At 59.0% G+C, this 21,292-nt stretch carries 18 protein-coding genes; 9 read left to right on the top strand and 9 right to left on the bottom strand.

What is annotated here, in order from left to right:
* Positions 1 to 71: 71 nt before the first annotated feature.
* Positions 72 to 2,093 carry a hypothetical protein gene (locus tag PSH88_RS14300; RefSeq protein WP_305426890.1) on the bottom strand — a complete coding sequence of 674 codons (2,022 nt, stop codon included), beginning with the start codon at positions 2,091 to 2,093 and terminating at the stop codon, positions 72 to 74.
* 106 nt (positions 2,094 to 2,199) lie between these two features.
* Complete coding sequence (locus tag PSH88_RS14295; RefSeq protein WP_305426889.1) at positions 2,200 to 2,961, bottom strand: hypothetical protein; 762 nt, start codon at positions 2,959 to 2,961, stop codon at positions 2,200 to 2,202.
* 281 nt (positions 2,962 to 3,242) lie between these two features.
* On the opposite strand from PSH88_RS14295, the gene PSH88_RS14290 reads away from it, so the two are divergent.
* The 5 genes from PSH88_RS14290 (at position 3,243) to PSH88_RS14270 (ending at position 8,683) form a co-directional block, all read left to right on the top strand.
* The gene (locus tag PSH88_RS14290; protein ID WP_305426888.1) at positions 3,243 to 4,268 is read left to right on the top strand and encodes a LacI family DNA-binding transcriptional regulator; all 1,026 of its coding nucleotides are present in this window, start codon (positions 3,243 to 3,245) and stop codon (positions 4,266 to 4,268) included.
* A gap of 261 nt (positions 4,269 to 4,529) precedes the next feature.
* Positions 4,530 to 5,312, top strand: a complete 783-nt coding sequence (locus tag PSH88_RS14285) for a sugar phosphate isomerase/epimerase family protein (RefSeq protein WP_305426887.1) — start codon at positions 4,530 to 4,532, stop codon at positions 5,310 to 5,312.
* On the top strand, positions 5,305 to 6,324 hold the full coding sequence (locus PSH88_RS14280; protein ID WP_305426886.1) for a sugar kinase: 1,020 nt from the start codon (positions 5,305 to 5,307) through the stop codon (positions 6,322 to 6,324). Before PSH88_RS14285 ends, PSH88_RS14280 begins: the two co-directional genes overlap by 8 nt.
* 61 nt (positions 6,325 to 6,385) lie before the next feature.
* Positions 6,386 to 7,684 carry an MFS transporter gene (locus PSH88_RS14275; protein WP_305426885.1) on the top strand — a complete coding sequence of 433 codons (1,299 nt, stop codon included), beginning with the start codon at positions 6,386 to 6,388 and terminating at the stop codon, positions 7,682 to 7,684.
* 21 nt (positions 7,685 to 7,705) lie between these two features.
* Positions 7,706 to 8,683, top strand: a complete 978-nt coding sequence (locus PSH88_RS14270) for an NAD(P)-dependent oxidoreductase (protein WP_305426992.1) — start codon at positions 7,706 to 7,708, stop codon at positions 8,681 to 8,683.
* A gap of 125 nt (positions 8,684 to 8,808) precedes the next feature.
* Here the strand turns inward: PSH88_RS14270 and PSH88_RS14265 are convergent, their stop codons facing one another.
* The 4 genes from PSH88_RS14265 to PSH88_RS14250 all read right to left on the bottom strand — a co-directional run bounded on the left by PSH88_RS14265 (position 8,809) and on the right by PSH88_RS14250 (position 14,526).
* The gene (locus PSH88_RS14265) at positions 8,809 to 9,996 is read right to left on the bottom strand and encodes a pyridoxal phosphate-dependent aminotransferase (RefSeq protein ID WP_305426884.1); all 1,188 of its coding nucleotides are present in this window, start codon (positions 9,994 to 9,996) and stop codon (positions 8,809 to 8,811) included.
* 40 nt (positions 9,997 to 10,036) lie between these two features.
* Positions 10,037 to 11,662, bottom strand: a complete 1,626-nt coding sequence (locus PSH88_RS14260; RefSeq protein WP_305426883.1) for a methyl-accepting chemotaxis protein — start codon at positions 11,660 to 11,662, stop codon at positions 10,037 to 10,039.
* A gap of 342 nt (positions 11,663 to 12,004) precedes the next feature.
* Complete coding sequence (locus PSH88_RS14255; protein ID WP_305426882.1) at positions 12,005 to 13,147, bottom strand: glycerate kinase; 1,143 nt, start codon at positions 13,145 to 13,147, stop codon at positions 12,005 to 12,007.
* A gap of 257 nt (positions 13,148 to 13,404) precedes the next feature.
* On the bottom strand, positions 13,405 to 14,526 hold the full coding sequence (locus tag PSH88_RS14250) for a sugar diacid recognition domain-containing protein (protein ID WP_305426881.1): 1,122 nt from the start codon (positions 14,524 to 14,526) through the stop codon (positions 13,405 to 13,407).
* A gap of 169 nt (positions 14,527 to 14,695) precedes the next feature.
* Here PSH88_RS14250 and PSH88_RS14245 point away from each other — a divergent pair, with 169 nt between their 5' ends.
* Complete coding sequence (locus PSH88_RS14245; protein WP_305426880.1) at positions 14,696 to 16,006, top strand: MFS transporter; 1,311 nt, start codon at positions 14,696 to 14,698, stop codon at positions 16,004 to 16,006.
* Positions 16,007 to 16,158: 152 nt separating this feature from the next.
* Here the strand turns inward: PSH88_RS14245 and PSH88_RS14240 are convergent, their stop codons facing one another.
* The 3 genes from PSH88_RS14240 to PSH88_RS14230 all read right to left on the bottom strand — a co-directional run bounded on the left by PSH88_RS14240 (position 16,159) and on the right by PSH88_RS14230 (position 17,953).
* Positions 16,159 to 16,518 carry a DUF6124 family protein gene (locus tag PSH88_RS14240; RefSeq protein WP_305426879.1) on the bottom strand — a complete coding sequence of 120 codons (360 nt, stop codon included), beginning with the start codon at positions 16,516 to 16,518 and terminating at the stop codon, positions 16,159 to 16,161.
* Between the two features lie 347 nt (positions 16,519 to 16,865).
* Positions 16,866 to 17,240: a VOC family protein gene (locus tag PSH88_RS14235; RefSeq protein ID WP_305426878.1), complete on the bottom strand. Its 375-nt coding sequence runs from the start codon at positions 17,238 to 17,240 to the stop codon at positions 16,866 to 16,868.
* Positions 17,237 to 17,953: an SDR family oxidoreductase gene (locus PSH88_RS14230; protein ID WP_305426877.1), complete on the bottom strand. Its 717-nt coding sequence runs from the start codon at positions 17,951 to 17,953 to the stop codon at positions 17,237 to 17,239. The genes PSH88_RS14235 and PSH88_RS14230 overlap by 4 nt, the downstream gene beginning before the upstream one ends.
* A gap of 100 nt (positions 17,954 to 18,053) precedes the next feature.
* On the opposite strand from PSH88_RS14230, the gene PSH88_RS14225 reads away from it, so the two are divergent.
* The 3 genes from PSH88_RS14225 to rarD all read left to right on the top strand — a co-directional run bounded on the left by PSH88_RS14225 (position 18,054) and on the right by rarD (position 21,261).
* Positions 18,054 to 18,953 carry a LysR family transcriptional regulator gene (locus PSH88_RS14225; protein ID WP_305426876.1) on the top strand — a complete coding sequence of 300 codons (900 nt, stop codon included), beginning with the start codon at positions 18,054 to 18,056 and terminating at the stop codon, positions 18,951 to 18,953.
* A gap of 69 nt (positions 18,954 to 19,022) precedes the next feature.
* Positions 19,023 to 20,036: an aldo/keto reductase gene (locus PSH88_RS14220; protein WP_305426875.1), complete on the top strand. Its 1,014-nt coding sequence runs from the start codon at positions 19,023 to 19,025 to the stop codon at positions 20,034 to 20,036.
* 337 nt (positions 20,037 to 20,373) lie between these two features.
* Positions 20,374 to 21,261 (top strand): EamA family transporter RarD, encoded by an 888-nt coding sequence (rarD, locus tag PSH88_RS14215; RefSeq protein ID WP_305426874.1) that lies wholly within the window; start codon positions 20,374 to 20,376, stop codon positions 21,259 to 21,261.
* Positions 21,262 to 21,292: the final 31 nt, after the last annotated feature.

Here is a 21,292-nt window from a genome sequence, read left to right as displayed (position 1 = left end):
AACGTATATCAATGCATTACAACAGTGCGACGGGGCTTTCTCCCGTCGCACTGTTGCAAGCCAGCCTTTATCTATGGAAGAGGATGCACCTCTTCACAGAATTGGCCCTCACTGTTGTCCAGATCCAACCGATGAACAGCAGGTAGTGATTCAGGCGTTGGAGTACCTGTACCTCCGCGCGAAATAGTATAGGTAACCCTGCCATTTGCATTGTGTGCCGGCCTGAAGTCCTCCATGTAATCGCCAATACTAATGAGGACGCCGGCTTCAGGATAATCGCCAACAATGTCGTAAGTAGCTTCGGCCTCTGTACCAGCAATTGGAACTGCAGGGTCAGTGACGTATGCATAGTAGTTCAGAGTGATTGTTTCACCGTCAACTGTGTATGCATTTTTCAGTACGCGCACCAGCAGATTTCGTCTAGACGTACCATCCCCTGGATCCAACGCTGAAGGGAAGTTCAATGTAGAGCAGCCAATTCGTTTAAGTGGACCTGCAAGCTTTAATACTTCCGGCGCGGCCATTTCGATTGGAAATGCTTCTACGAGAATATCCTTTGGCCTGGATTCAGTCGGATTGACCCCGGTCAGCGTATACAATTTGCAACTCAAAACCTTGGTTCCGCTGCCTTGGGAAAGTACAGTTGCCCAAGGCAGCGACACAGGAATCGTGGTGCCTTCTTGTCCTGTTGTCAAAGCAATGGTCGGACCGATTTTTACACCGCCATAAGAAACATCAATCAACCAACCTTCTTCAGTAGGAGGAGTAGTAAATAGGTCAATGAAGATTTTTATACCATTGTCGTTGAAGTCCCCTTCCAATACCTCATCGTTGTTACCCGCCGTTGTTGTCAGCCGGGGCGCATCCAACCCAATAAGAATCGGATCCGGACCAATGAATGAAATATCCACATCTATGTCGACATCACTTGCAGCAATCTCACGGACACCACGAAACATTTTATAGCTAAATTTTATGGGTACTATTCCATCGGTATCGCCATAAACTTCTTTTATAAGATCATACATAGCAAAAAATATTAATTCGACTTCGGTTCGTACTCTTTGCTCTGGACCAACAGGCTTTCCTCCACAAAAACAAATGATTGTGTCACCGGGTGCGTTGGGCGTCGGCACCCAAACATTAATTTGCACACCTCTTGTATCAAATTGAGTATCAGGCAGATCAATCAGATTATCGCCACTTTCACCATTCGCCAAAGGAAGCACTGGCGGCAAGACCGTGGCAGGATCAGGGTCAGGCAAAAAGACCACAGTGCGCTGGCTGGGATTTGATCTGCGCCCTTTATTTCCTGGCAAGTCTCTCGCTACATAAATAAGCTGATTAGGCCCCTCCTCCCCATTCTTAAATGCGTCGGCAGGAATTAACGCCTCCCCTGCAGCATTCAATACATCTTCAAACACTGGCGTATCGCGAGCCGGATCAGGTGCGGGCCCCCAGTAAAAACTGTAAATGTCACTCAGGTGATAGGTTGGGGAGACTGCTGGCTTGACGGGAATCCCAGGCTTGCCATCGAGATAAGCTTCATCGATCGGTGAGGTCGGCGCCAGATCGGCAGGCCACGTGGGTGCGCCCGGCGTACGGTCCGATGGCGGATTTTTCACTTTGTAGGGCGCTGTCAGGTCAATCGTGTACAGGGTGCTCTCCGATATACCGTCGTTCGTTCCTCCAGCCCAATAAATGTATCGCATCTCATATTCAGTAGGGGGCTCAGGGGTGAGTTCTTCTTTCAAGAAGCTGACCGCAATCTCAAACGGCACAGTCCAATCCCTGTCAGCCACTGGACCCAGCTCAATAAATTGGCCGGGGGCAATATCTGTCCAGGCTGGATCTCCTATTTTGCGAATCTGAGGCTGTAGAAAATCATCATCGTCTTCAAGCAATGGCTTGGGAACGAGGTACTTCAAGGGCGACAGCAAGTCTGCGATGGGTATTCGCAAGTCGGGCAACAATGTTTGCGCCAGAATAGTAACTGCCTTGGGAGGATCAGCGAGTGTATCGCCTGACCTGAAGGTTCTTTCTTGAAGCACTGCCATTCTGGACAATACGGCCTTTTCAACTATTGCGTTCATTCTGGTTTTCTCCATGTCTTAGCAATCGATAGCGCACCGGTTTCAACGAACGACCACCTGATGCACGCTCTCACTTATATGACTACACATATAACTCACTGCTCTTTCAAGGTCCGCACGGAAGTTCCTCTCCTGGTATGACCCTATCTATCCTTACCAGCCCGACCTTTGATTTCCCTATGAGTCTGGATCCGCGATACACTTTATAACTAACCAGCGCAGATGCATTACTGACCATCGGCTTTATATGAATGTCGTATGGCGTGACCACCTCGACAAATCCATTGCGGAGATCTTCTTCAGTCAAAATGTCATGCTTAATTACTTTGCGCGCCCTTGTCAATTGCAGGCCACTCCCATTAAGAGAGGTATAAGCACTCCAAAAAATATTAAATACATCCCCTACTTCAAAGCTTGGGAGAGGCGGAAACTTCACAGTTACACCGTTCCACAGCGGCGGTTCGGTTGTGCAGTTGAGATACCCGTACTTATCGGCGTGGGGAAACTCAGCAGCGGGAAGGTCTGTCTGAACAGGAGTATGATCGATAGTAAGCGTTCGTCGAAACGAGTAAGCCGGATTATTAGCAGTATCGAAAACTTCATACCACAAATTGCCAGGCCCATTATGCTGCAAATACTTTGGAGAAATATGAATTATAAATTCCGGCTTGATATCTGCTGGCAAGTATATACTTTCTATCCGCACCGGAGGCAGTTCCAATTCTGGCTGCTCAAAGAACACGACAAGGATATCCCGCTCATCTGGTTTTGATGCGTAGTTTTTCCAAAGAGGAACAACAACATCAATACCTTTTAGCAGCAATTCATAAGGAATATTGCCTGCGGGATCAACATCGGGATCGGCCACTCCGATCACCTTTGGAGGTTCATAAATCGGTATAGGGGACATGTAATGAGCCCTCATCATGCTGGCGTGTATATTCCCGGATTGATGTGGTTGCTGAGTTAAATTAGGCGCCAAAGTCAATCGACTGGCTACTGTCATATCTGACAGGTCTTACTACCGTTCGTCGCTTATTCCTACATTTTTGAATGACAGCAACCTTGACGGCATTTGCGTAATGATGTTTCCTGAAATCGGTTTCAGGACCCTTTGTGTGAACTATCCCAATAACAAGGTCGCCCACCATGAACGACTTCTCCGCCGCCCAACGCAGCCGCGTCACCATGCTCGACGTCGCCGAACACGCCGGGGTCTCCAAGGCCAGTGTCTCGCGCTTCATCGGCGAAGATCGCGCCCTGCTCTCCGATGCCATTGCCTCGCGCATCGAGCAGGCGATCAGCGAGTTGGGCTATCGCCCGAATCAAATGGCCCGCGGCCTGAAACGTGGGCGCACCCGCCTGATCGGCATGTTGGTGGCCGATATCCGTAACCCTTATTCGATTGCCGTGATGCACGGGGTGGAAACCGCTTGCCGTCAGCACGGCTACAGCCTGGTGGTGTGCAATACCGACCGCGATGATGAGCAGGAACGTCAGCACCTGGCGTTGCTGCGTTCCTACAACATCGAAGGCTTGATCGTGAACACCCTCGGTCATCACCGCGATGAACTGCGCGAGTTGCGTCAGGAAATGCCCATGGTGCTGGTGGATCGCAAGGTCGAGCAGCTCGATAGCGATCTGGTGGGGCTGGATAATCCGGCCGCTGTCGAGATGGCCATTGCCCACCTTGAAGAACGCGGTTATCGCGATGTGCTGATGGTCACCGAGCCGTATGACGGCACCAGTTCGCGGATCGAACGGGTCAGCAGTTTCAAGGCGCAGGTCGCGCAGCGTCCGGCGTTCTCGGGCGCGGTGGTTGAAACTGGCGGCGATTTGACTGCTCGCTTGAACACCTTTTTGCAAACTCCCGGTCCTGGCCCGAAAGCGCTGTTTTGTGCCAACGGTATTGCCGCGCTGGCCAGCACCCATTCGTTGCGTGAGTTGAAGTGCAATCTGTTCGAGGATGTCGGGCTGATCGCCCTGGATGATCTGGATTGGTATCCGTTGGTGGGCAGTGGGATTACCGCCCTCGCCCAGCCGACTGAGGAAATTGGCGCGAGTGCGTTTGAATGTTTGCTCAAGCGACTGCGTGGGGATGATGGGCCGGTGCGGACGTTGGATTTTTCGGCTCGGTTGATTGTGCGGGGGTCCACCCTGGGGAATCTTCGGTGAATGTTCGGGCCCCATCGCGGGCAAGCCCGCTCCCACAGGGATCTGTGGCGTTCACAAAATCTGTGTGGGCTTGCCCGCTATGGGGCCCTAAAAACCCCACAACTCAACATCAATATTTTTTTGCCAAATCACAGCGATCTGTGGCGTTCACAAAACCTGTGGGAGCGGGCTTGCCCGCGATGGGGCCCGAAAGAACAACACATCCTTAAAGCAGCCATTTTTTTTGAACAAAAATGAAACCGGTTTCAGAGGTGAATAACAATGAACAAACCACCCGTTTCCATCAGCCTTTCCAGCTACGGCGCGGAGCTTGTCCGCCAACGCGGCCAAGGCAGTTTTGTCGAGGTGCTGGCCGCTGCCGGTGCCACGCACATCGAATGGCGCGAAGAACTATTGACCCTCGAAGACCCCGCGCAACTGGCTGATGCCACGCAATCCCAAGGCCTGGAAAGCATTTATTCCTCACCGATGGAATTGTGGTTGGCCGGGCAATCGGCACCCAATCCTGAACTGCTCTCGACCCTGAAGCGCGCCGAGGCATTCGGCGCCAGATGGCTGAAAGTCTCCCTGGGTTATTTCACCGACAACAACGATCTGCAAACCCTGGCGCTGCAGTTGCAACAGAGCCCGGTGCATCTGCTGGTGGAAAACGACCAGACGCTGCACGGCGGCCGAATCGAACCGTTTCAGCGTTTCTTCGCCGACATCGAACAACATCAGCTGCCGATCAAAATGACCTTCGATATCGGCAACTGGCAATGGCAGGACCAATCCGCCGCCAGCGCCGCGCGGTTGCTCGGTCGACATGTCGGTTACGTGCACTGTAAAGCAGTGGCGCGCCGGGCCGACGGCAAACTGGTGGCGGTGCCACCGGCCGCCAGCGACCTGCATCTGTGGGGCCAATTGCTGCGGCACATGGATCACGACGTGATGCGTGCAGCGGAGTATCCGCTGCAAGGCGATGACTTGGTGCAGTTGACCTCCGAGCATGTCGCCGCCCTCGCCCACCTCGGTCAATCCCGCCTGGAGTCTGCTCATGTCTGAGATCGATATTCTGTCGTTCGGTGAAACCATGGCGATGTTCGTTGCCGAGCAGAACGGTGAGTTGGCCGACGTCGGCCAGTTCCACAAACGCATTGCCGGGGCCGACAGCAATGTCGCCATTGGCTTGTCGCGGTTGGGGTTTAACGTCGCCTGGCTGAGCCGGGTTGGCGCGGACTCGCTCGGCAGGTTCGTCATCGATACGCTTGAGAAAGAAGGCCTGGATTGCACTCATGTCGACATCGACCCGGCGCACCCCACCGGGTTTCAACTCAAGTCCCGCGCCGATGATGGCAGCGATCCGGTTGTTGAGTATTTCCGTCGTGGCTCGGCGGCCAGTCATTTGTCGGTGCAGTCCATCAAGCCGCAATTGCTCAAGGCTGGGCACTTGCACGCCACGGGCATTCCTCCGGCGTTGTCGGCATCGGCCCGGGAAATGTCCTTCGAGCTGATGACCCGCATGCGCAATGCCGGGCGCAGCGTGTCGTTCGACCCTAACCTGCGCCCGAGTCTGTGGGCCAGCGAGCAACAGATGATCACCGAAATCAACCGTCTCGCCGCCCTCGCCCATTGGGTGCTGCCGGGTTTGAGCGAAGGGCGTTTGCTCACCGGTTTCGAAGACCCCGCCGACATCGCCGCGTTTTACCTCGACCAGGGCGTTGAAGCCGTGGCGATCAAGCTCGGGCCGCACGGCGCGTATTACCGAACCCCTCTGGATGAAGGTTTCGTTGCAGGCGTGCCGGTGGAGACAGTGGTCGATACGGTCGGTGCCGGTGACGGGTTTGCCGTCGGCCTGATCAGCGCCCTGCTGGAAAACCACAGCGTTGCCCACGCCGTGCAGCGTGCCAACTGGATCGGCAGCCGCGCGGTGCAGAGCCGTGGGGATATGGAGGGGTTGCCCAACAGGCTGGAAATGTCCGTCGAGTTTGAAGCCACCATCGCGGGCAAGCCCGCTCCCACAGGGATCGGCGCAAATCCTGTGGGAGCGGGCTTGCCCGCGATGAGGCCCGAATAGTCACTGAAGATTTAAAATCGTTACCTGCTGCGACAAAAACAACAAGCTCAGGAGCATCACTATGAAAACCGCAACACTGGCCACCCGCCGCTGGTGGTACATCATGCCGATCGTGTTCATCACCTACAGCCTGGCGTATCTGGACCGCGCCAACTATGGATTTGCCGCCGCCTCCGGGATGGCGGCGGACCTGATGATCACCCCAGGCCTGTCCTCCCTGCTCGGCGCGCTGTTCTTCCTCGGTTATTTCTTCTTCCAGATCCCCGGAGCGATTTACGCCCAGAAGCACAGCGTGAAGAAGCTGATTTTCGTCAGCCTGATCCTCTGGGGCGGCCTGGCGACCTTGACCGGGATCGTCTCCAACGCCTACTGGCTGATCGTGATTCGCTTCATGCTCGGCGTGGTCGAAGCCGCGGTGATGCCGGCGATGCTGGTGTACCTGTGCCACTGGTTCACCCGGGCCGAACGCTCACGCGCCAACACCTTCCTGATCCTCGGCAACCCGGTGACCATGCTTTGGATGTCGGTGGTGTCGGGCTACCTGATCCAGCATTTCAGCTGGCGCTGGATGTTCATCATCGAAGGATTGCCGGCGGTGCTGTGGGCGTTTATCTGGTGGCGCCTGGCCGATGATCGTCCGGCTCAGGCCAAGTGGCTCAACGACCAGGAGAAACAGGACCTGGAGAGCGCCCTGGCCGCCGAACAGGTGGGCATCAAAGCGGTGAAAAACTACGCCGAAGCCTTCCGTTCGCCAAAGGTGATCATCCTCGCCTTGCAGTTCTTCTGCTGGAGCATCGGTGTCTACGGTTTCGTGTTGTGGCTGCCATCGATCCTCAAGGCCGGCGCGCAGATGGACATGATCGAAGCCGGTTGGCTGTCGTCATTGCCGTACCTGGCCGCAGTGATCGCCATGCTGCTGGTGTCCTGGGGTTCGGACAAACTGCAAAAGCGCAAACGCTTCGTCTGGCCACCGCTGTTGATCGCCTCGATTGCGTTTTATGGCTCCTACGCCTTGGGCGCGGAACATTTCTGGTGGTCCTACACGCTGCTAGTGATCGCCGGCGCCTGCATGTACGCCCCGTACGGGCCGTTTTTCGCCATCGTCCCGGAGATCCTCCCGGCCAACGTCGCGGGTGGCGCCATGGCGTTGATCAACAGCATGGGCGCACTCGGTTCGTTTGGCGGTTCTTATCTGGTGGGTTACCTGAACAGCTCCACCGGATCGCCCGGTGCGTCTTACCTGCTGATGAGCGGCGCCTTGCTGCTGTCGGTGGTGCTGACGATTTTCCTCAAGCCCGGCGCCAGTGACCGGGTGGTGGCCAAGGCTGCGACGCCTCGGCCGGCTGGGGCTCATTCCTGAATGGATGTTGATATGACGACGATGAAAAAGCAGGTTGTGCTGTACAAGAAACTCTCGCCACTACTGATGGCTCGCTTGCATGAGCAGACTGAGGTGACGCTGATCGAAAGCCTCGACGCCGAGGGTCTGGCAAAGCTGCGCCAGGCCCTGCCCCGCGCCCAAGGGTTGCTCGGCGCCAGCCTGAAACTGGACGCCGGGTTATTGGATCTGGCGCCAAACCTGGAAGCCATTGCCAGCGTGTCCGTCGGCGTCGACAACTACGACATCGACTACCTGACCGAGCGGCGGATCCTGCTCAGCAACACCCCCGACGTGTTGACCGAAACCACCGCCGACACCGGTTTCGCGCTGATCCTGGCCACCGCCCGGCGTGTGGTGGAACTGGCCAACATGGTTCGCGCCGGCCAGTGGAACCGCAACATCGGGCCGACGCATTTCGGCAGCGATGTGCATGGCAAGACGCTGGGAATCATCGGCATGGGGCGGATTGGCGAGGCATTGGCGCAGCGCGGGCATTTCGGTTTTGGCATGCCGGTTCTGTATCACAGCCATTCACCGAAACCGGCGGTGGAGCAGCGATTCAATGCGCAATACCGCAGCCTGACCGAACTGCTGCAGCAGGCCGATTTCGTTTGCCTGACGTTGCCCCTGACTGCTGAAACCGAGGGGTTGATTGGCGCTGAACAGTTCGCCCTGATGCGTCCCGAGACGATCTTCATCAACATTTCCCGGGGCAAGGTGGTGGATGAGCCAGCGCTGATCGAAGCGTTGCAACAAAAGCGGATTCGCGCGGCGGGGCTGGATGTGTTCGAGCGTGAGCCACTGGGGTATGACTCGCCGTTGCTGCAGTTGAATAATGTGGTGGCGACGCCGCATATTGGGTCGGCGACGCACGAGACGCGGGAGGCGATGGCGACGTGTGCGGTGGATAATCTGTTGGCGGCTTTGGCTGGGGAGCGACCGGCTAATTTGGTGAATGTCGGAGCGTGGCGGGTTTAAGAAATTTTGCGTTTGTCAGGCAGCCATCGCGGGCAAGCCCGCTCCCACAGGGATCTATGGCGTTCACAAAAACCTGTGGGAGCGGGCTTGCCCGCGATGGGGCCGGCCGATACAACACAAATCCATCAAGCCCGCCGCACCTGCAGCAACTGCGCTGCACACGACGCAATCCGCTGGCACGCATCCGCCAGCCTCACCTGATCCACCACCAACCCAATGCGAATATGCCCCGCCGCGCTCGGCCCGAAAGCTTCGCCGGCCAACACCGACACGCCATACACTTCAAGCAACCGCTCGGCAAAATCCTGGGCCCCAAGCCCGGTCTGGCGCACATCGACCATCACGAACATTCCGCCATCGGGTTTGATCGGCCGGATGCCCGGGCAACCACTTAGCCTCGCGCACACCAGATCGCGACGCTGGCGATATTCCTCACGCATCAGCGCCACTTCCGGCAAGTCTTTATCGAGCGCCACTTGCGCGGCTTTCTGGACGAAATCCGGAAGGCCGAACAGCATGCACAGCGACAGGTGCATCAAGTGTTCAGCCAGCGGTTTCGGGCCGATCATCCAGCCCACCCGCCAGCCGCTCATGGCATGGGATTTGGACAAACTGTTGAGGGTCGCGGTGCGCTCGGCCATGCCCGGCAGACTGGCCGGGCTAATGTGCTCGCCCTCATACAACAGGTCGCTGTAGACCTCGTCGCTGATCAGCCAGAGGTCATGCCGCACACACAGCGCCGCCAGCGCTTGCCAGCTCTTCAACGACAGGCTGGCGCCAGAGGGATTATTCGGGCTGTTGAGCAGGATGACGCGGGTTTTTGGGGTAATCAGCGCCGCTACATCCGCCGGTTCGACCTGAAAGCCATTCTCCGGACGCACCGCCACCGGCACCACGCTGGCTCCGCAGGCGCCGAACACACCTTCATAGGTCACGTACATCGGTTCGGCGACGATCACTTCATCACCCGGATCGAGCAAGCATTGGGCGACCGAATACACCGCGCACTGCGCACCGGGCAGCACGATCACATGGTCGGCATCCACCTCCTGACCGCAGCGCCGCTGATGACGGCTGGCGATGCTGGTGCGTAGTGTGCGGGTGCCGCGTACATCCGAGTAATGAGTGTCACCGGCCAACAGGCTGTCGATGGCGGCGTGGACGATGGGCAGCGGCGTGTCGAAATCCGGATCGCCGACCGATAGCAGCAGCACGTCGACGCCCTGCTCGCGCAATTCCAGCGCTCGATCGTGAATCTTCCAGGCTGCCGCTCCGTCACCGTCGATTCGTTGGGTCAAGGCTGAATAGCGCATGTACTTCTCCTAACGCGCGGGTTCCAGTTTCAACCCTATCTCAAATCACGAAACGCGCCACCATCGCATTCAAATCAACCGCCAATCGTGACAGTTCGTGGGTGGCGGCGCTGGTCTGGTTGGCACCGGCGGCGGACTGAGTAGCCAAGTCGCGAATATTCACCAGATTGCGGTCGACTTCACGGGACACTTGAGCCTGTTCTTCCGAGGCGCTGGCGATCACCAGGTTACGCTCGTTGATCAGTTGAATCGATTGAGTGATCTGCTCCAGGGCGACACCCGCCGCACGGGCCATTTCCAGGGTACTTTGGGTACGTTGATTGCTTTGTTGCATCGACGAGACCGCTTCGCCGGTGCCGTTCTGAATGCCGGCGACCATTTTCTCGATTTCCTGGGTCGATTGCGCGGTGCGATGGGCCAACGCCCGAACCTCATCCGCCACCACCGCAAAGCCACGTCCGGCCTCTCCTGCACGGGCGGCTTCGATCGCGGCGTTGAGGGCCAGCAGGTTGGTCTGCTCGGCGATGGCGCGGATCACGTCCAGCACTTTGCCGATGTCGCGGCCCTGAGTCGCCAGGCCTTCGATCATCAACGCCGTGTTCTGCACGTCATGGGTCATAGTCTGGATCGCGTCGACGGTTTCCACCACCCGGTCACGACCTTCGCGGGCCGCTTGGGTCGACTGGTTCGAGGCTTCGGAGGTCGATACCGCATTGCGCGCCACTTCTTCCACGGCGGCGGTCATTTCGTTGACGGCGGTGGCCGCCTGTTCGATTTCGTTGTTTTGCTGTTGCAGGCCACGGGACGCTTCTTGCGTCACGGTGCTGAGCTCTTCAGCGGCGGCGCCCAGTTGCGTCGCGGAGCCGGCGATCTGTTCGATGGTTTTACGCAGGTTGAGCTGCATGGCGGACAAGGCACCCAGCAAACGCGCCGGTTCGTCGTTGCCGTCGACTTCGATGACCTTGCTCAGGTTGCCGCCGGCAATGGTTTCGGCGGCGAGCACCGCACGGTTTAGCGGTGTGAGGATGCTGCGGGTCAACAGCCAGGCCAGCAGCACGGTCAGCAACGAAGCCATCACCGCCACCGTCACGATGCCGGTAAAGGCTTCGCTGTAATGCTCGCCCGCCTTGGCCGACGCAGCTTTGGCATCGGCGGCGTTGAGCGCTACCAGTTTGTTCAGTTGCTCGCCCATCTGATCGGTGCCTTCCTTGATCCGCGTATTGATCAGGGCGCGCATCTCCTCCAGTTTGTTCTGCCGCGACAGTTCCAGCATTTGGCTCTGGGCCTGCATGTAGTTGTCGAGGGTAGTCGCGAAGGTTTTGTACAGCGCGGCTTCTTCAGGGCTGGCCGGCAAGGCGGCATAACTGGCTTGGGCGCTGCGCACCTTGTCGACGAGCACGCCGATGCGGGTCTGGGCTTCCTGCAACGCCGCCGGGTCACGGTTAACCAGCACGCGGAACGAGAGAATCCGCAGACGCAGAACGTTTTCCGTCACGTTGCCCAGAAACCCGATGCTGGGTAACTGCGTCATTTCCATATCGACAGAGGCCTGGCGGATGATCGACATGCGGTTCACGGCAAACACGCCGAGCACGATGACCAGCATGGCAATGAAGGCGAAACCGAGGAAAGCTCGAGGCGCGATTTTCAGATTACGCAATGACATAGGATGATCTCGGTAATTGAGGCGGCGAGCATCCTTGCGGTGATCACTGTCGGGCGGGCGATGGCGCGCACCCTTTCAGCTTGGCGCCACTGTTGTAGTTGGTTTGTGTGCGCCTGTTAGCTGTATCGGCCGGGGTTGAGGTTTTTTGCAGGGGTTGGAGAAATATTTTTCGAGGGAGGCTGGAGTGTTTCAGCGGTGAAACACTGGTTAGCTAAAGCGCAGAACCTGTGGGAGCGGGCTTGCCCGCGAAGGCGGCGGCACAGTCAACATTGGCGGTGCCTGACACACCGCTTTCGCGGGCAAGCCCGCTCCCACAGGGATTTCTTTCTGCTGAGGATTGAGTCAGGCCTTGCAGGCGGCCACTCGCCACACCCGCGCGATATCAAGGGCCCGCTCACGCAACAATCGCGGCGCTTCGGCGCAGGCCTGCTCCAGTGTCATCGGCCCGCTGGCCAAGGCAAAGGCCGCATCGATGCCATGCTCGTACAGCGCCTGATACCCCTCGCCCAACGTGCCGGCGATGACGATGACCGGCACGCCGTGCTGCCGTGCAATGCGCGCCACGCCAAACGGGGTTTTGCCGCGCAACGTCTGGGCATCGAAACGACCTTCGCCCGTGATCACCAGATCGGCGCCTTTGACCGCTTCGGCCAGCCCCACCAGTTCGGCGACCACTTCCACTCCGGCCTGAAATTGCGCACCGAGAAACGCCTTGGCGGCAAAACCCAAGCCGCCCGCCGCGCCGCTGCCCGGCTCATCGCGCACGTCTTTGTCCAAGGCTTGCGCGCAGCGTTCGGCAAAATGCCCGAGAGCGTGGTCCAGTTGCTCGACTTGCTCACGTGACGCACCTTTCTGCGGGCCGAAAATCGCTGAAGCGCCGTGAGGGCCGCACAGCGGGTTATTGACGTCGGCGGCGATGTCGAAGCGCACCTTGGCCAGGCGCGGATCGATCTCACTCAGATCGATGCGGGCCAATTGCGCCAAGGCCAGACCGCCCGGCACCAGGGTTTGGTCCTGAGCATCCAGCAGTTTCACACCCAAGGCCTGCATCGCCCCGGCGCCGCCGTCGTTGGTGGCGCTGCCGCCAATCGCCAGGATCACCCGTTGCGCGCCGGCATCCAGCGCGGCGCGGATCAACTCACCGGTGCCGTAGGTGCTGCTGGTGCAGGCATCGCGCAGGTTCGGCGGAACCAGTTGCAGGCCACTGGCCTCGGCCATTTCGATGATCGCGGTGTGACTCTGTGGCAACCACCCCCACGCGGCATCGACCGTGGCACCCAGCGGCCCGCGAACATGGGTGCGGCGCAGTTCGCCGTCGCACGCGGCCAAAATCGATTCGACCGTGCCTTCCCCGCCGTCAGCCATCGGGCACTTGAGCAAGTGTGCATCCGGCCAGACTTCGGCCAACCCCAGCGCAATGGCCTCGGCCACACCCTGGGCACTCAGGCTGTCCTTGAACGAATCGGGGGCGATGACGATTTTCATGCGAATTCTCCAGTTCCAATGCGTCCATGCTGCCAGCCGCCATGAACAATAACGCCGGTCCGCTGCACAAGCGGGCATGAGGATTATTGTTCATTTCCACAAAACCCGGCGGGAGCAGCGTCGTTCACAAATCTGTGCACCACCACAATTCCCTGTGGGAGCGGGCTTGCCCGCGAAGAGGCCATCACGTCCAACATGAATGGTGACTGACACACCGCCATCGCGGGCAAGCCCGCTCCCACAGGGAATTATGTGATTCATGGGTTGGCGTCTGCCTGGGGGAGCAGCTGGACGCCAAGGTAGAGCGCGAGCATTCCGTCCAGCTTTAGCGGGTCGACGCCGCTGAGTTCGGCAATCCGCTCCATGCGGTAACGCAAACTGTTGCGATGGATGCCCAAGGCATCGGCACAGGCCTGGCTCTGGCCGTCGTGTTCGCACCAACTGCGCAGGGTCGCCAGCAGTTGGCCGTTGCCGTCCTTGGCGATGACTTTGCGCAACGGCCGCAGCAGTTCATCCAGCGCATCGTCGTTGCGGTGCCGCCAGAGCATCACCGGCAGCCGATAACGGTTCAGGGTCAGCAAGCGCGAATGCGGTAACACATCGCGTCCATAGGCCAGCAAATCACCGACGCGCCGATAGCAGCGGCGCAACCCCGACAATCCATCGGCCTGCCCGCCCACGGCGATGCGCAAAATATTCCAGCCGAGGCCATCGAGCTTCTCCAGCAGCCGATCATTTTCGATCGCAGGCGTCGCCGGTCGGCACCACAGCAACGAGGACTTGGCCGAGCTCACGCACCAACTGTCCGGATAACGCGACATCAACCAGGCGCTGAGCGCTTCGACGGTCTGCCCCGGGCCGTGTTCCATGCCCAACTCGAACAGGTACGGCACCCGCGTCAATTGCGGTTTGAGCCCCAGTTGCTGCGCTTCGTCCAGCAACCGCGGCGAATCCCCCGCCTCGCTGAGCAGCAGCGCCAGCAGATCATCGCAACGCTGGCGCCGCCATTGCTGTTCGGCTTGCTGATTGCGCTGGCCCACCAGCATCTCGGCGGTCATGCGCACCAGTTCGGCGTAAGTGCGCAATTGCTCGGGTTCGCCGGTGATGCCCAGCACACCAATCAAACGCTGATCGAGCAACAGCGGCAGGTTGATACCCGGCTGCACGCCTTTGAGGTGAATCGCGGTTTGCGCGTCGATCTCCACCACGCGCCCGTTGGCCAGCACCAATTGCGCGCCTTCGTGACGGGTATTGATGCGTTCCGGCTCGCCGCTGCCAAGAATCAGCCCCTGGCTGTCCATGACATTGACGTTGTACGGCAGGATGGCCATCGCCCGGTCGACGATGTCCTGGGCCAGGTCGTGATCGAGTTCGAACATAGCGCGGTTCCTTGAAAACGTGATGGAACGGGTTGTTCACCCGCACAGGCCTTGGTCGTAAACCCTGTGCTCAGGCACAAAGACAACCACCCAAGGGGTGGCCGAGACTCACTGGGCGATCAACGTTACCCTTGCGTCGCAAAAAATCATAATAAAGAGAGAGCCCGCCATGTCACAGAGCGCCACAGCTACCCTGGCCAACGCTGACGACAAGAATGCCGTCTACAAGCGCATTACCCTGCGTTTGATCCCCTTCATCTTCATCTGCTACCTGTTCAACTACCTCGACCGGGTGAACGTCGGGTTTGCCAAACTGCAGATGCTCGACGCACTGAAATTCAGCGAAACCGTGTACGGCCTCGGCGCCGGGATCTTCTTCATCGGCTACGTACTGTGCGGCGTACCGAGCAACCTGGCCCTGACCAAATTCGGCCCGCGACGCTGGATCGCGCTGATGATGATTACCTGGGGCACGCTGTCGACCTGCCTGCTGTTCGTCACCACACCGACCGAGTTCTACACCCTGCGCCTGTTTACCGGTGCGGCCGAAGCCGGGTTCTTCCCCGGTGTGGTGCTGTACCTCTCGCAGTGGTTCCCGACGTTCCGTCGTGGTCGCATCATGGCGCTGTTCATGTCGGCGATCCCGGTGTCCGGCCTGCTCGGCAGCCCGTTTTCCGGCTGGATCCTCAACCACTTCGCCGCTGGCCAAGGCGGTTTAGCGGGCTGGCAGTGGATGTTTTTGCTGCAAGGCATTCCGACGGTGATCCTCGGTGCCCTCGCCTACTTCCTGCTCAGCGACAGTTACGCCAACGCCAAGTGGCTGACCCCTTACGAGCGTTCGGTGCTTGAGGCCGATCACGCTGAAGACCTGGCCAGCAAACCGAAAACCGCCACTGATTCCCTGTTGGCGGTGTTCAAGAACCCGGCGATCTGGGCCTTCGGCCTGATCTATTTCTGCATCCAGAGCGGTGTCTACGCGATCAACTTCTGGTTGCCGTCGATCATCAAGAACCTGGGTTTCAGCGATAACCTGGTGATTGGTTGGCTCAGTGCGATTCCGTATCTGCTGGCGGCGGTGTTCATGTTGATGGTCGGTCGCTCGGCGGACCTGCGCAAAGAACGCCGCTGGCACTTGGTGGTGCCGATGCTGATGGGCGCGGTGGGCCTGTTGATTGCGGTGAACTTCGCCGCCAACCCGGCCCTCGCCATCCTCGGCCTGACCCTCGCCACCATGGGCGCCCTCACCGGCCTGCCGATGTTCTGGCCGGTGCCGACGGCCATGCTGAGTGCGGGTGCGGCGGCCGGTGGGTTGGCGTTGATCAACTCGATGGGGCAGATGGCGGGTTTTCTTAGTCCGTATCTGGTGGGTTGGGTCAAGGACAGCACCGGGTCGACTGATGCGGCGCTTTATCTGCTGGCGGGTGTGATTGTTTGTGGGAGTTTGCTGGCGTTGCGCATGACGCGGACATTGCGGGTTTAAGGTTCAGCGAAAACAAAAACGGCCCTCTCGGGTGATCGTTCCCACGCTCCGCGTGGGAATGCAGCCCGGGACGCTCCGCGTCCCTTCCAGAGCCGAACGCGGAGCGTCCGTTGAGGCATTCCCACGCAGAGCGTGGGAACGATCAATTCTCGCTAGCCTTGCGGGTCGAGGTTATCCAGCACCCGGTTGACGGCCAGTTCCCCAAGCATGACCACCGATTGAATCCCCAGCATCATGTTGCGATGCGGCATCTCCATCAGCCCGGCGAATTCAGTGAGCATCATGCTCGCTGACGCCAGGGTTTCGCAGGCGTTGACCAGCAGGGTTTCGTTATCGACCTTTTCACCGACATGGTAAATGGTGCTGGGTTTGCGCTTGGTGTCTTTGAGGGTGGGCGGTTTGAGGTAGTGGTCGAGGGCGCGGTCGGCGGCTTCGTGGAGTTTTTTTGAATCGAGGGATTCGTAGGGGGAAACGTCGTCGGGTGCCGGTGGATTGGGTGTTGGTTTGAACATAGATGGAACTCCTTGCATCGTAAAAAGGAGCCATCACCCTCGCTACCAAACGGTGGGTGGCGGCCATGCGCAGGTTGGTAGACCGGGATGCAAGGAGACCGGCGCGCTCGAAAGCGCCCTGTGCATGACCACCATAAAGCAGAGACGAGAAATCGCCGCAAATAGTGATGCTTTCACCTTGCATAACCCGGGGCTACCAAACCCCATCGCTGTTTTTCAGCGACGGGGAAAACGATACAGCCCGGGCTCAAGGCGCACTAGCCGGCGGATTCTGGCGCAGTCGTAGGTAACGGCGCAAGAATATGTAGCCTCAGTGAGTATCTGGAAATGTCTTTTAAACATCGCCGTTAAACACACTCCAGACTCCCCGCCTTGGCATCCAGCTCAATCACCAGCCCACCCGGCATCCGCACGAAAATCTGCCAGATCCCATCCTCCGGCACCTGCGCCACCTGATACGGCAAACCGCTGGCCTGCACCCGCCGCAACACCGTGGCAGCGTCCTCATCGGTGCGAAAGGCAATGTGGCTCAACACCGTCTCATCGAACGTCGGCTGTTCGATCACATGCACCAGCGCCTGCGCATCCTGATACAACCAGCGGCCGGGGAACGGGAATGGCGGACGGCGTCCCGGCACCAATCCCAGCAACGAACCGAAGGCCTCCTGCAACGGTTGCCCGTCGGGGGTGTTGAAGGCCAGATGATCAAAGTGCCAACTCATAACAACCCTCCTCCGTCGACATCGATGACGGTGCCGCTGATAAAGCCGTTTTCCATGGCCAGAATAAACGCGGCCGCCAGATCTTGCGGGGTGCCGACCCGGCCCACCGGCAATGCGGCGGCGGTACGGGCAAACATCGCAGCGCGTTGCGCTTCGTCCATGCCGGCGTAAGCCTCAGTGTCGGTCACGCCAGGGCTTACAACGTTGACCCGGCGCGGTGCCAGTTCCTTGGCCAGTTGTTTGCCCAAGGCCTCCAGCGCCGCATTCAAGGTGGTTTTGATGAACTGCCCGGCGACGAATTTGCGCGACAACAGACCCGAGGTCAGGGTGATGCTGCCACGTGCGCTCAAGTATGGCAGCGCGACCTGGATCGCCCGCAGCGTGCCCCAGAATTTGACATCGAAGGCCTGTTGGGCGTGCTGCAAATCGCTGTCAGCCAGCAGTTTGGCACTCACACTCGGACCGGCCGTGATCACCAGATGATCGAAAGGGCCGATGCGCTCGAACAGCTGTTGCAACGACGCTTCATCGGTGACGTCCGCCGCTTCGTGTCGAATCTTTGCATCATGGTCAACCGCTGGCTGGCGGCGACTCACCGCTACCACACGGGCCTCACGCTCGGCTGCGGCCCGGGCGACGGCTGCGCCTATTCCGCTGCGGCCACCGATCACCACTACAGTCTGATTGTGCAAGGAAGCGTTGAGTTGTGTCATGAGCCGATCTCCGGTCGGGTTAGGGAGATTCAATCTTCTCCGGTTGTCAATCGAAGAAAAATCCCGGTAAATCAGAAGGATCTTTAAAGGATTTTTACCAATGAGCTCGATTCTCGACCTGGAGATCTTCGTTCGCACCGCCGACTACGGCAGCATTTCCGCTGCTGCTCGCGCCCTGGAGCTGACCCCGGCGGCGGCCAGCATCGCCCTCAAACGCCTGGAAACCCGCCTCGGCATCCGCTTGCTGGCCCGTTCCACGCGAAGCATGCGCCTGACCGAAGAAGGCCGGCGTTATCTGGAAAGTGTGCGACTGGCGCTCGCCGCGCTGGCCGAAGGTGAGCAGGCGCTCAAGCAACAAACCCAAGGCTTGAGTGGTGTGCTGCAACTGGCCGCGCCATCGGACTTCGGGCGCAACGTGCTGTTGCCGTGGCTCGACGACTTCAAACGAGAACATCCGCACATTCAATTTCAGCTACTGCTCAACGATCGCCATGCCGATCTGTTCCGCGAGACGGTCGATGTGGCTCTGCGCTTCGGTGTGCCGAGTGACTCGACGTTGGTGGCGCTGCCGATTCTGCCGCAGCATCGCCGCGTGGCCTGCGCCAGCCCCGAGTACCTGGCCCGGTGCGGCGTGCCGTTAACCCCGGCGGAACTGAGCGAATACAGCGCCCTGCTCTACCTGCGCGATGGCAGGCCCTACAACCAATGGCGTTTCAGCCGTGGCGATGAAGTGATGGAGGTTCAGGTGCACGGCGACTACCTCAGCGACGACGGCGAAGTTGCCCGCCGCTGGGCCCTGGCCGGGCATGGCATCGCCTACAAGGCTTGGCTCGACGTCGTCGCCGATGTGCAGGCCGGGCGCCTGGTGACGCTGTTCGATGACTGGCAAGGCGAAAGCGTGCCGTTCAATTTGCTGTGCCCGCATCGGTTGCAGGTGTCGGAACGGGTCAAGGTGCTGCAAGCGTTTTTGCAGGAGCGTTGTGAGGCACTGCGTCGATAATTCAGATTGCTCCGCGCGGCGGTTCTTGGTATTTGATTGAAGCTTTCTCACCGGTAAAAGGATTTCGTCATGAGCTATCGCACGCTGGGTCATTCGGGTTTGCAGGTGTCGACCCTCACATTGGGCACCATGATGTTCGGCGAACAGACCAGCACCGAAGATTCCCTGCGAATCATCGACAAGGCCTGGGACCAGGGCATCAATTTCATCGACACCGCGGACGTGTACACCAACGGCCGCTCCGAAGAGATCGTCGGCGAAGCGATTGCCGGCAACCGCCACGAATGGGTGCTGGCGACCAAGGTCGGTTTCGGCCCGGTGGACGGCGTGCCGAACCGTAGCGGCCTGAACCGCAAGCACCTGTTCAACGGCATCGACGCCAGCCTGACGCGCTTGGGCACCGATTATCTGGACATCTATTACCTGCACCGCGAAGACCACGACACGCCGCTGGAAGTCACGGTGTCGGCCATTGGCGATTTGATCCGTCAGGGCAAGATTCGCTATTGGGGCCTGTCGAACTACCGTGGCTGGCGCATCGCTGAAGTGATTCGTGTGGCCGACAAACTCGGTGTCGATAGACCGGTCATCAGCCAGCCGCTGTACAACATCGTCAATCGTCAGGCGGAAACCGAGCAGATCACTGCCGCGCAAAACTATGGCCTTGGCGTGGTGCCCTACAGTCCGCTGGCGCGCGGTGTGCTCAGCGGCAAGTACGCGCCGGATGTGACACCGGACGCCAACAGCCGCGCCGGTCGCCAGGACAAACGCATCCTGGAAACCGAATGGCGGGTTGAGTCGCTGCGCATTGCCCAGCAGATCCAGCAATACACCCGGGACCGTGGCGTGGGCATCGTCGAGTTCGCGATTGCCTGGGTGCTGAACAATGGCGCGGTGACTTCGGCCATCGTCGGGCCTCGGACTGAGCAACAGTGGGATGCCTACACCAAGGCGCTGGCGGTGAGGATCACGGCTGAAGACGAGGCGTTCATTGATTCGCTGGTGACACCGGGGCATGCGTCGACGCCGGGGTTCAATGACGTGAGCCATTTTGTGTCGGGGCGTAAACCGCGTACGGCTTGAGATTTATCGCGGGCAAGCCCGCTCCCACGGGGATCTAGGTCGACCGCAAATATTGTGTACGACACCGGCCAAATGTGGGAGCGGGCTTGCTCGCGAAGACGGTTTCACATTCAACATTGATATTGGCTGGCAGACCGCTTTCGCGAGCAAGCCCGCTCCCACAGGGGTTTTGTGTGGACCGCCAGATCTACAGTTGATTGCCCGCGATGGCGGTTTTGCATCCACCCTTTGCCTGTGCTTCTGCCACACTCGATGAGTGTTGATCGTTCGGACAATATTCGCTTCGAAAACCACGTATCCTCCGCACCCGTTTCACGTTCAACCTCGCGAGGGCAGTTTGTCTAAAGGTATCGCTTTATCGGTTTCGGCCTCGGTGTTGTTTGCCGTCATGTATTACTACACCTCGTTGCTCTCACCCTTGAGCGGCGTGGAGATTTTCGGTTGGCGGATGCTGCTGACCGCGCCGTGCATGACTGTGTTCATGGTGGTGTCCGGTGAATGGACGCGCGTGGTCGAGATTGTTCGGCGGCTGGCCGGCAAGCCGAAGCTGATTGTCGGGCTGATTGGCTCGGCAGTGCTGCTGGGCCTGCAACTCTGGTTGTTCATGTGGGCACCGCTCAATGGTTATAGCCTTGACGTGTCGCTGGGGTATTTCCTGTTGCCGCTGTCCATGGTCCTGACCGGGCGAATCGTCTATGGCGAGCGCCTTTCCTATCTGCAGAAAATAGCCGTGTTCTTCGCCAGCCTCGGTGTGCTCAACGAGCTGTATCAGGTCGGCGGTTTTTCCTGGGCGACCTTGCTGGTGGTGGTCGGTTATCCGATTTATTTCATCCTGCGCAAACGCCTGGCGACGGACAACCTTGGCGGGCTCTGGCTGGACATGGCGTTGATGCTGCCGGTGGCGTTCTGGTTCGTGCAGGGCGGTGAGCAAGGTTTTGGCGTTTTCGACCAGTATCCGTGGCTGTCGCTGCTGATTCCGCTGCTCGGCGTGATCAGCGCTTCGGCGCTGGTGGTCTACATCATTGCCAGCCGGCTGCTGCCGTTCAGCCTGTTCGGGTTGCTGAGTTACGTCGAGCCGGTGCTGTTGCTCGGCGTGGCGTTGCTGCTGGGGGAAAGTATCAAGGCCGGCGAATGGCTGACTTATATTCCGATCTGGTTGGCGGTGTTGGTGTTGGTGTTTGAAGGGTTCAAGCATTTGGTCCGGCAACGACGCCGGCCGATGTAATTGCATGATCCAAAAAAAGCCCGGCCAACAT

This window comes from Pseudomonas wuhanensis (assembly GCF_030687395.1).
GTDB lineage: Bacteria > Pseudomonadota > Gammaproteobacteria > Pseudomonadales > Pseudomonadaceae > Aquipseudomonas > Aquipseudomonas wuhanensis.
This window is presented reverse-complemented; position numbering and strand designations above follow the sequence as displayed.

Bases quoted from the DNA above. Each gene is read 5' to 3' on its own strand.
- PSH88_RS14300 (WP_305426890.1), bottom strand. From the start codon at position 2,093: ATGAACGCAATAGTTGAAAAGGCCGTATTGTCCAGAATGGCAGTGCTT.
- PSH88_RS14290 (WP_305426888.1), top strand. From the start codon at position 3,243: ATGAACGACTTCTCCGCCGCCCAACGCAGCCGCGTCACCATGCTCGAC.
- PSH88_RS14285 (WP_305426887.1), top strand. From the start codon at position 4,530: ATGAACAAACCACCCGTTTCCATCAGCCTTTCCAGCTACGGCGCGGAG.
- PSH88_RS14280 (WP_305426886.1), top strand. From the start codon at position 5,305: ATGTCTGAGATCGATATTCTGTCGTTCGGTGAAACCATGGCGATGTTC.
- PSH88_RS14275 (WP_305426885.1), top strand. From the start codon at position 6,386: ATGAAAACCGCAACACTGGCCACCCGCCGCTGGTGGTACATCATGCCG.
- PSH88_RS14270 (WP_305426992.1), top strand. From the start codon at position 7,706: ATGAAAAAGCAGGTTGTGCTGTACAAGAAACTCTCGCCACTACTGATG.
- PSH88_RS14265 (WP_305426884.1), bottom strand. From the start codon at position 9,996: ATGCGCTATTCAGCCTTGACCCAACGAATCGACGGTGACGGAGCGGCA.
- PSH88_RS14260 (WP_305426883.1), bottom strand. From the start codon at position 11,662: ATGTCATTGCGTAATCTGAAAATCGCGCCTCGAGCTTTCCTCGGTTTC.
- PSH88_RS14255 (WP_305426882.1), bottom strand. From the start codon at position 13,147: ATGAAAATCGTCATCGCCCCCGATTCGTTCAAGGACAGCCTGAGTGCC.
- PSH88_RS14250 (WP_305426881.1), bottom strand. From the start codon at position 14,526: ATGTTCGAACTCGATCACGACCTGGCCCAGGACATCGTCGACCGGGCG.
- PSH88_RS14245 (WP_305426880.1), top strand. From the start codon at position 14,696: ATGTCACAGAGCGCCACAGCTACCCTGGCCAACGCTGACGACAAGAAT.
- PSH88_RS14240 (WP_305426879.1), bottom strand. From the start codon at position 16,518: ATGTTCAAACCAACACCCAATCCACCGGCACCCGACGACGTTTCCCCC.
- PSH88_RS14235 (WP_305426878.1), bottom strand. From the start codon at position 17,240: ATGAGTTGGCACTTTGATCATCTGGCCTTCAACACCCCCGACGGGCAA.
- PSH88_RS14230 (WP_305426877.1), bottom strand. From the start codon at position 17,953: ATGACACAACTCAACGCTTCCTTGCACAATCAGACTGTAGTGGTGATC.
- PSH88_RS14225 (WP_305426876.1), top strand. From the start codon at position 18,054: ATGAGCTCGATTCTCGACCTGGAGATCTTCGTTCGCACCGCCGACTAC.
- PSH88_RS14220 (WP_305426875.1), top strand. From the start codon at position 19,023: ATGAGCTATCGCACGCTGGGTCATTCGGGTTTGCAGGTGTCGACCCTC.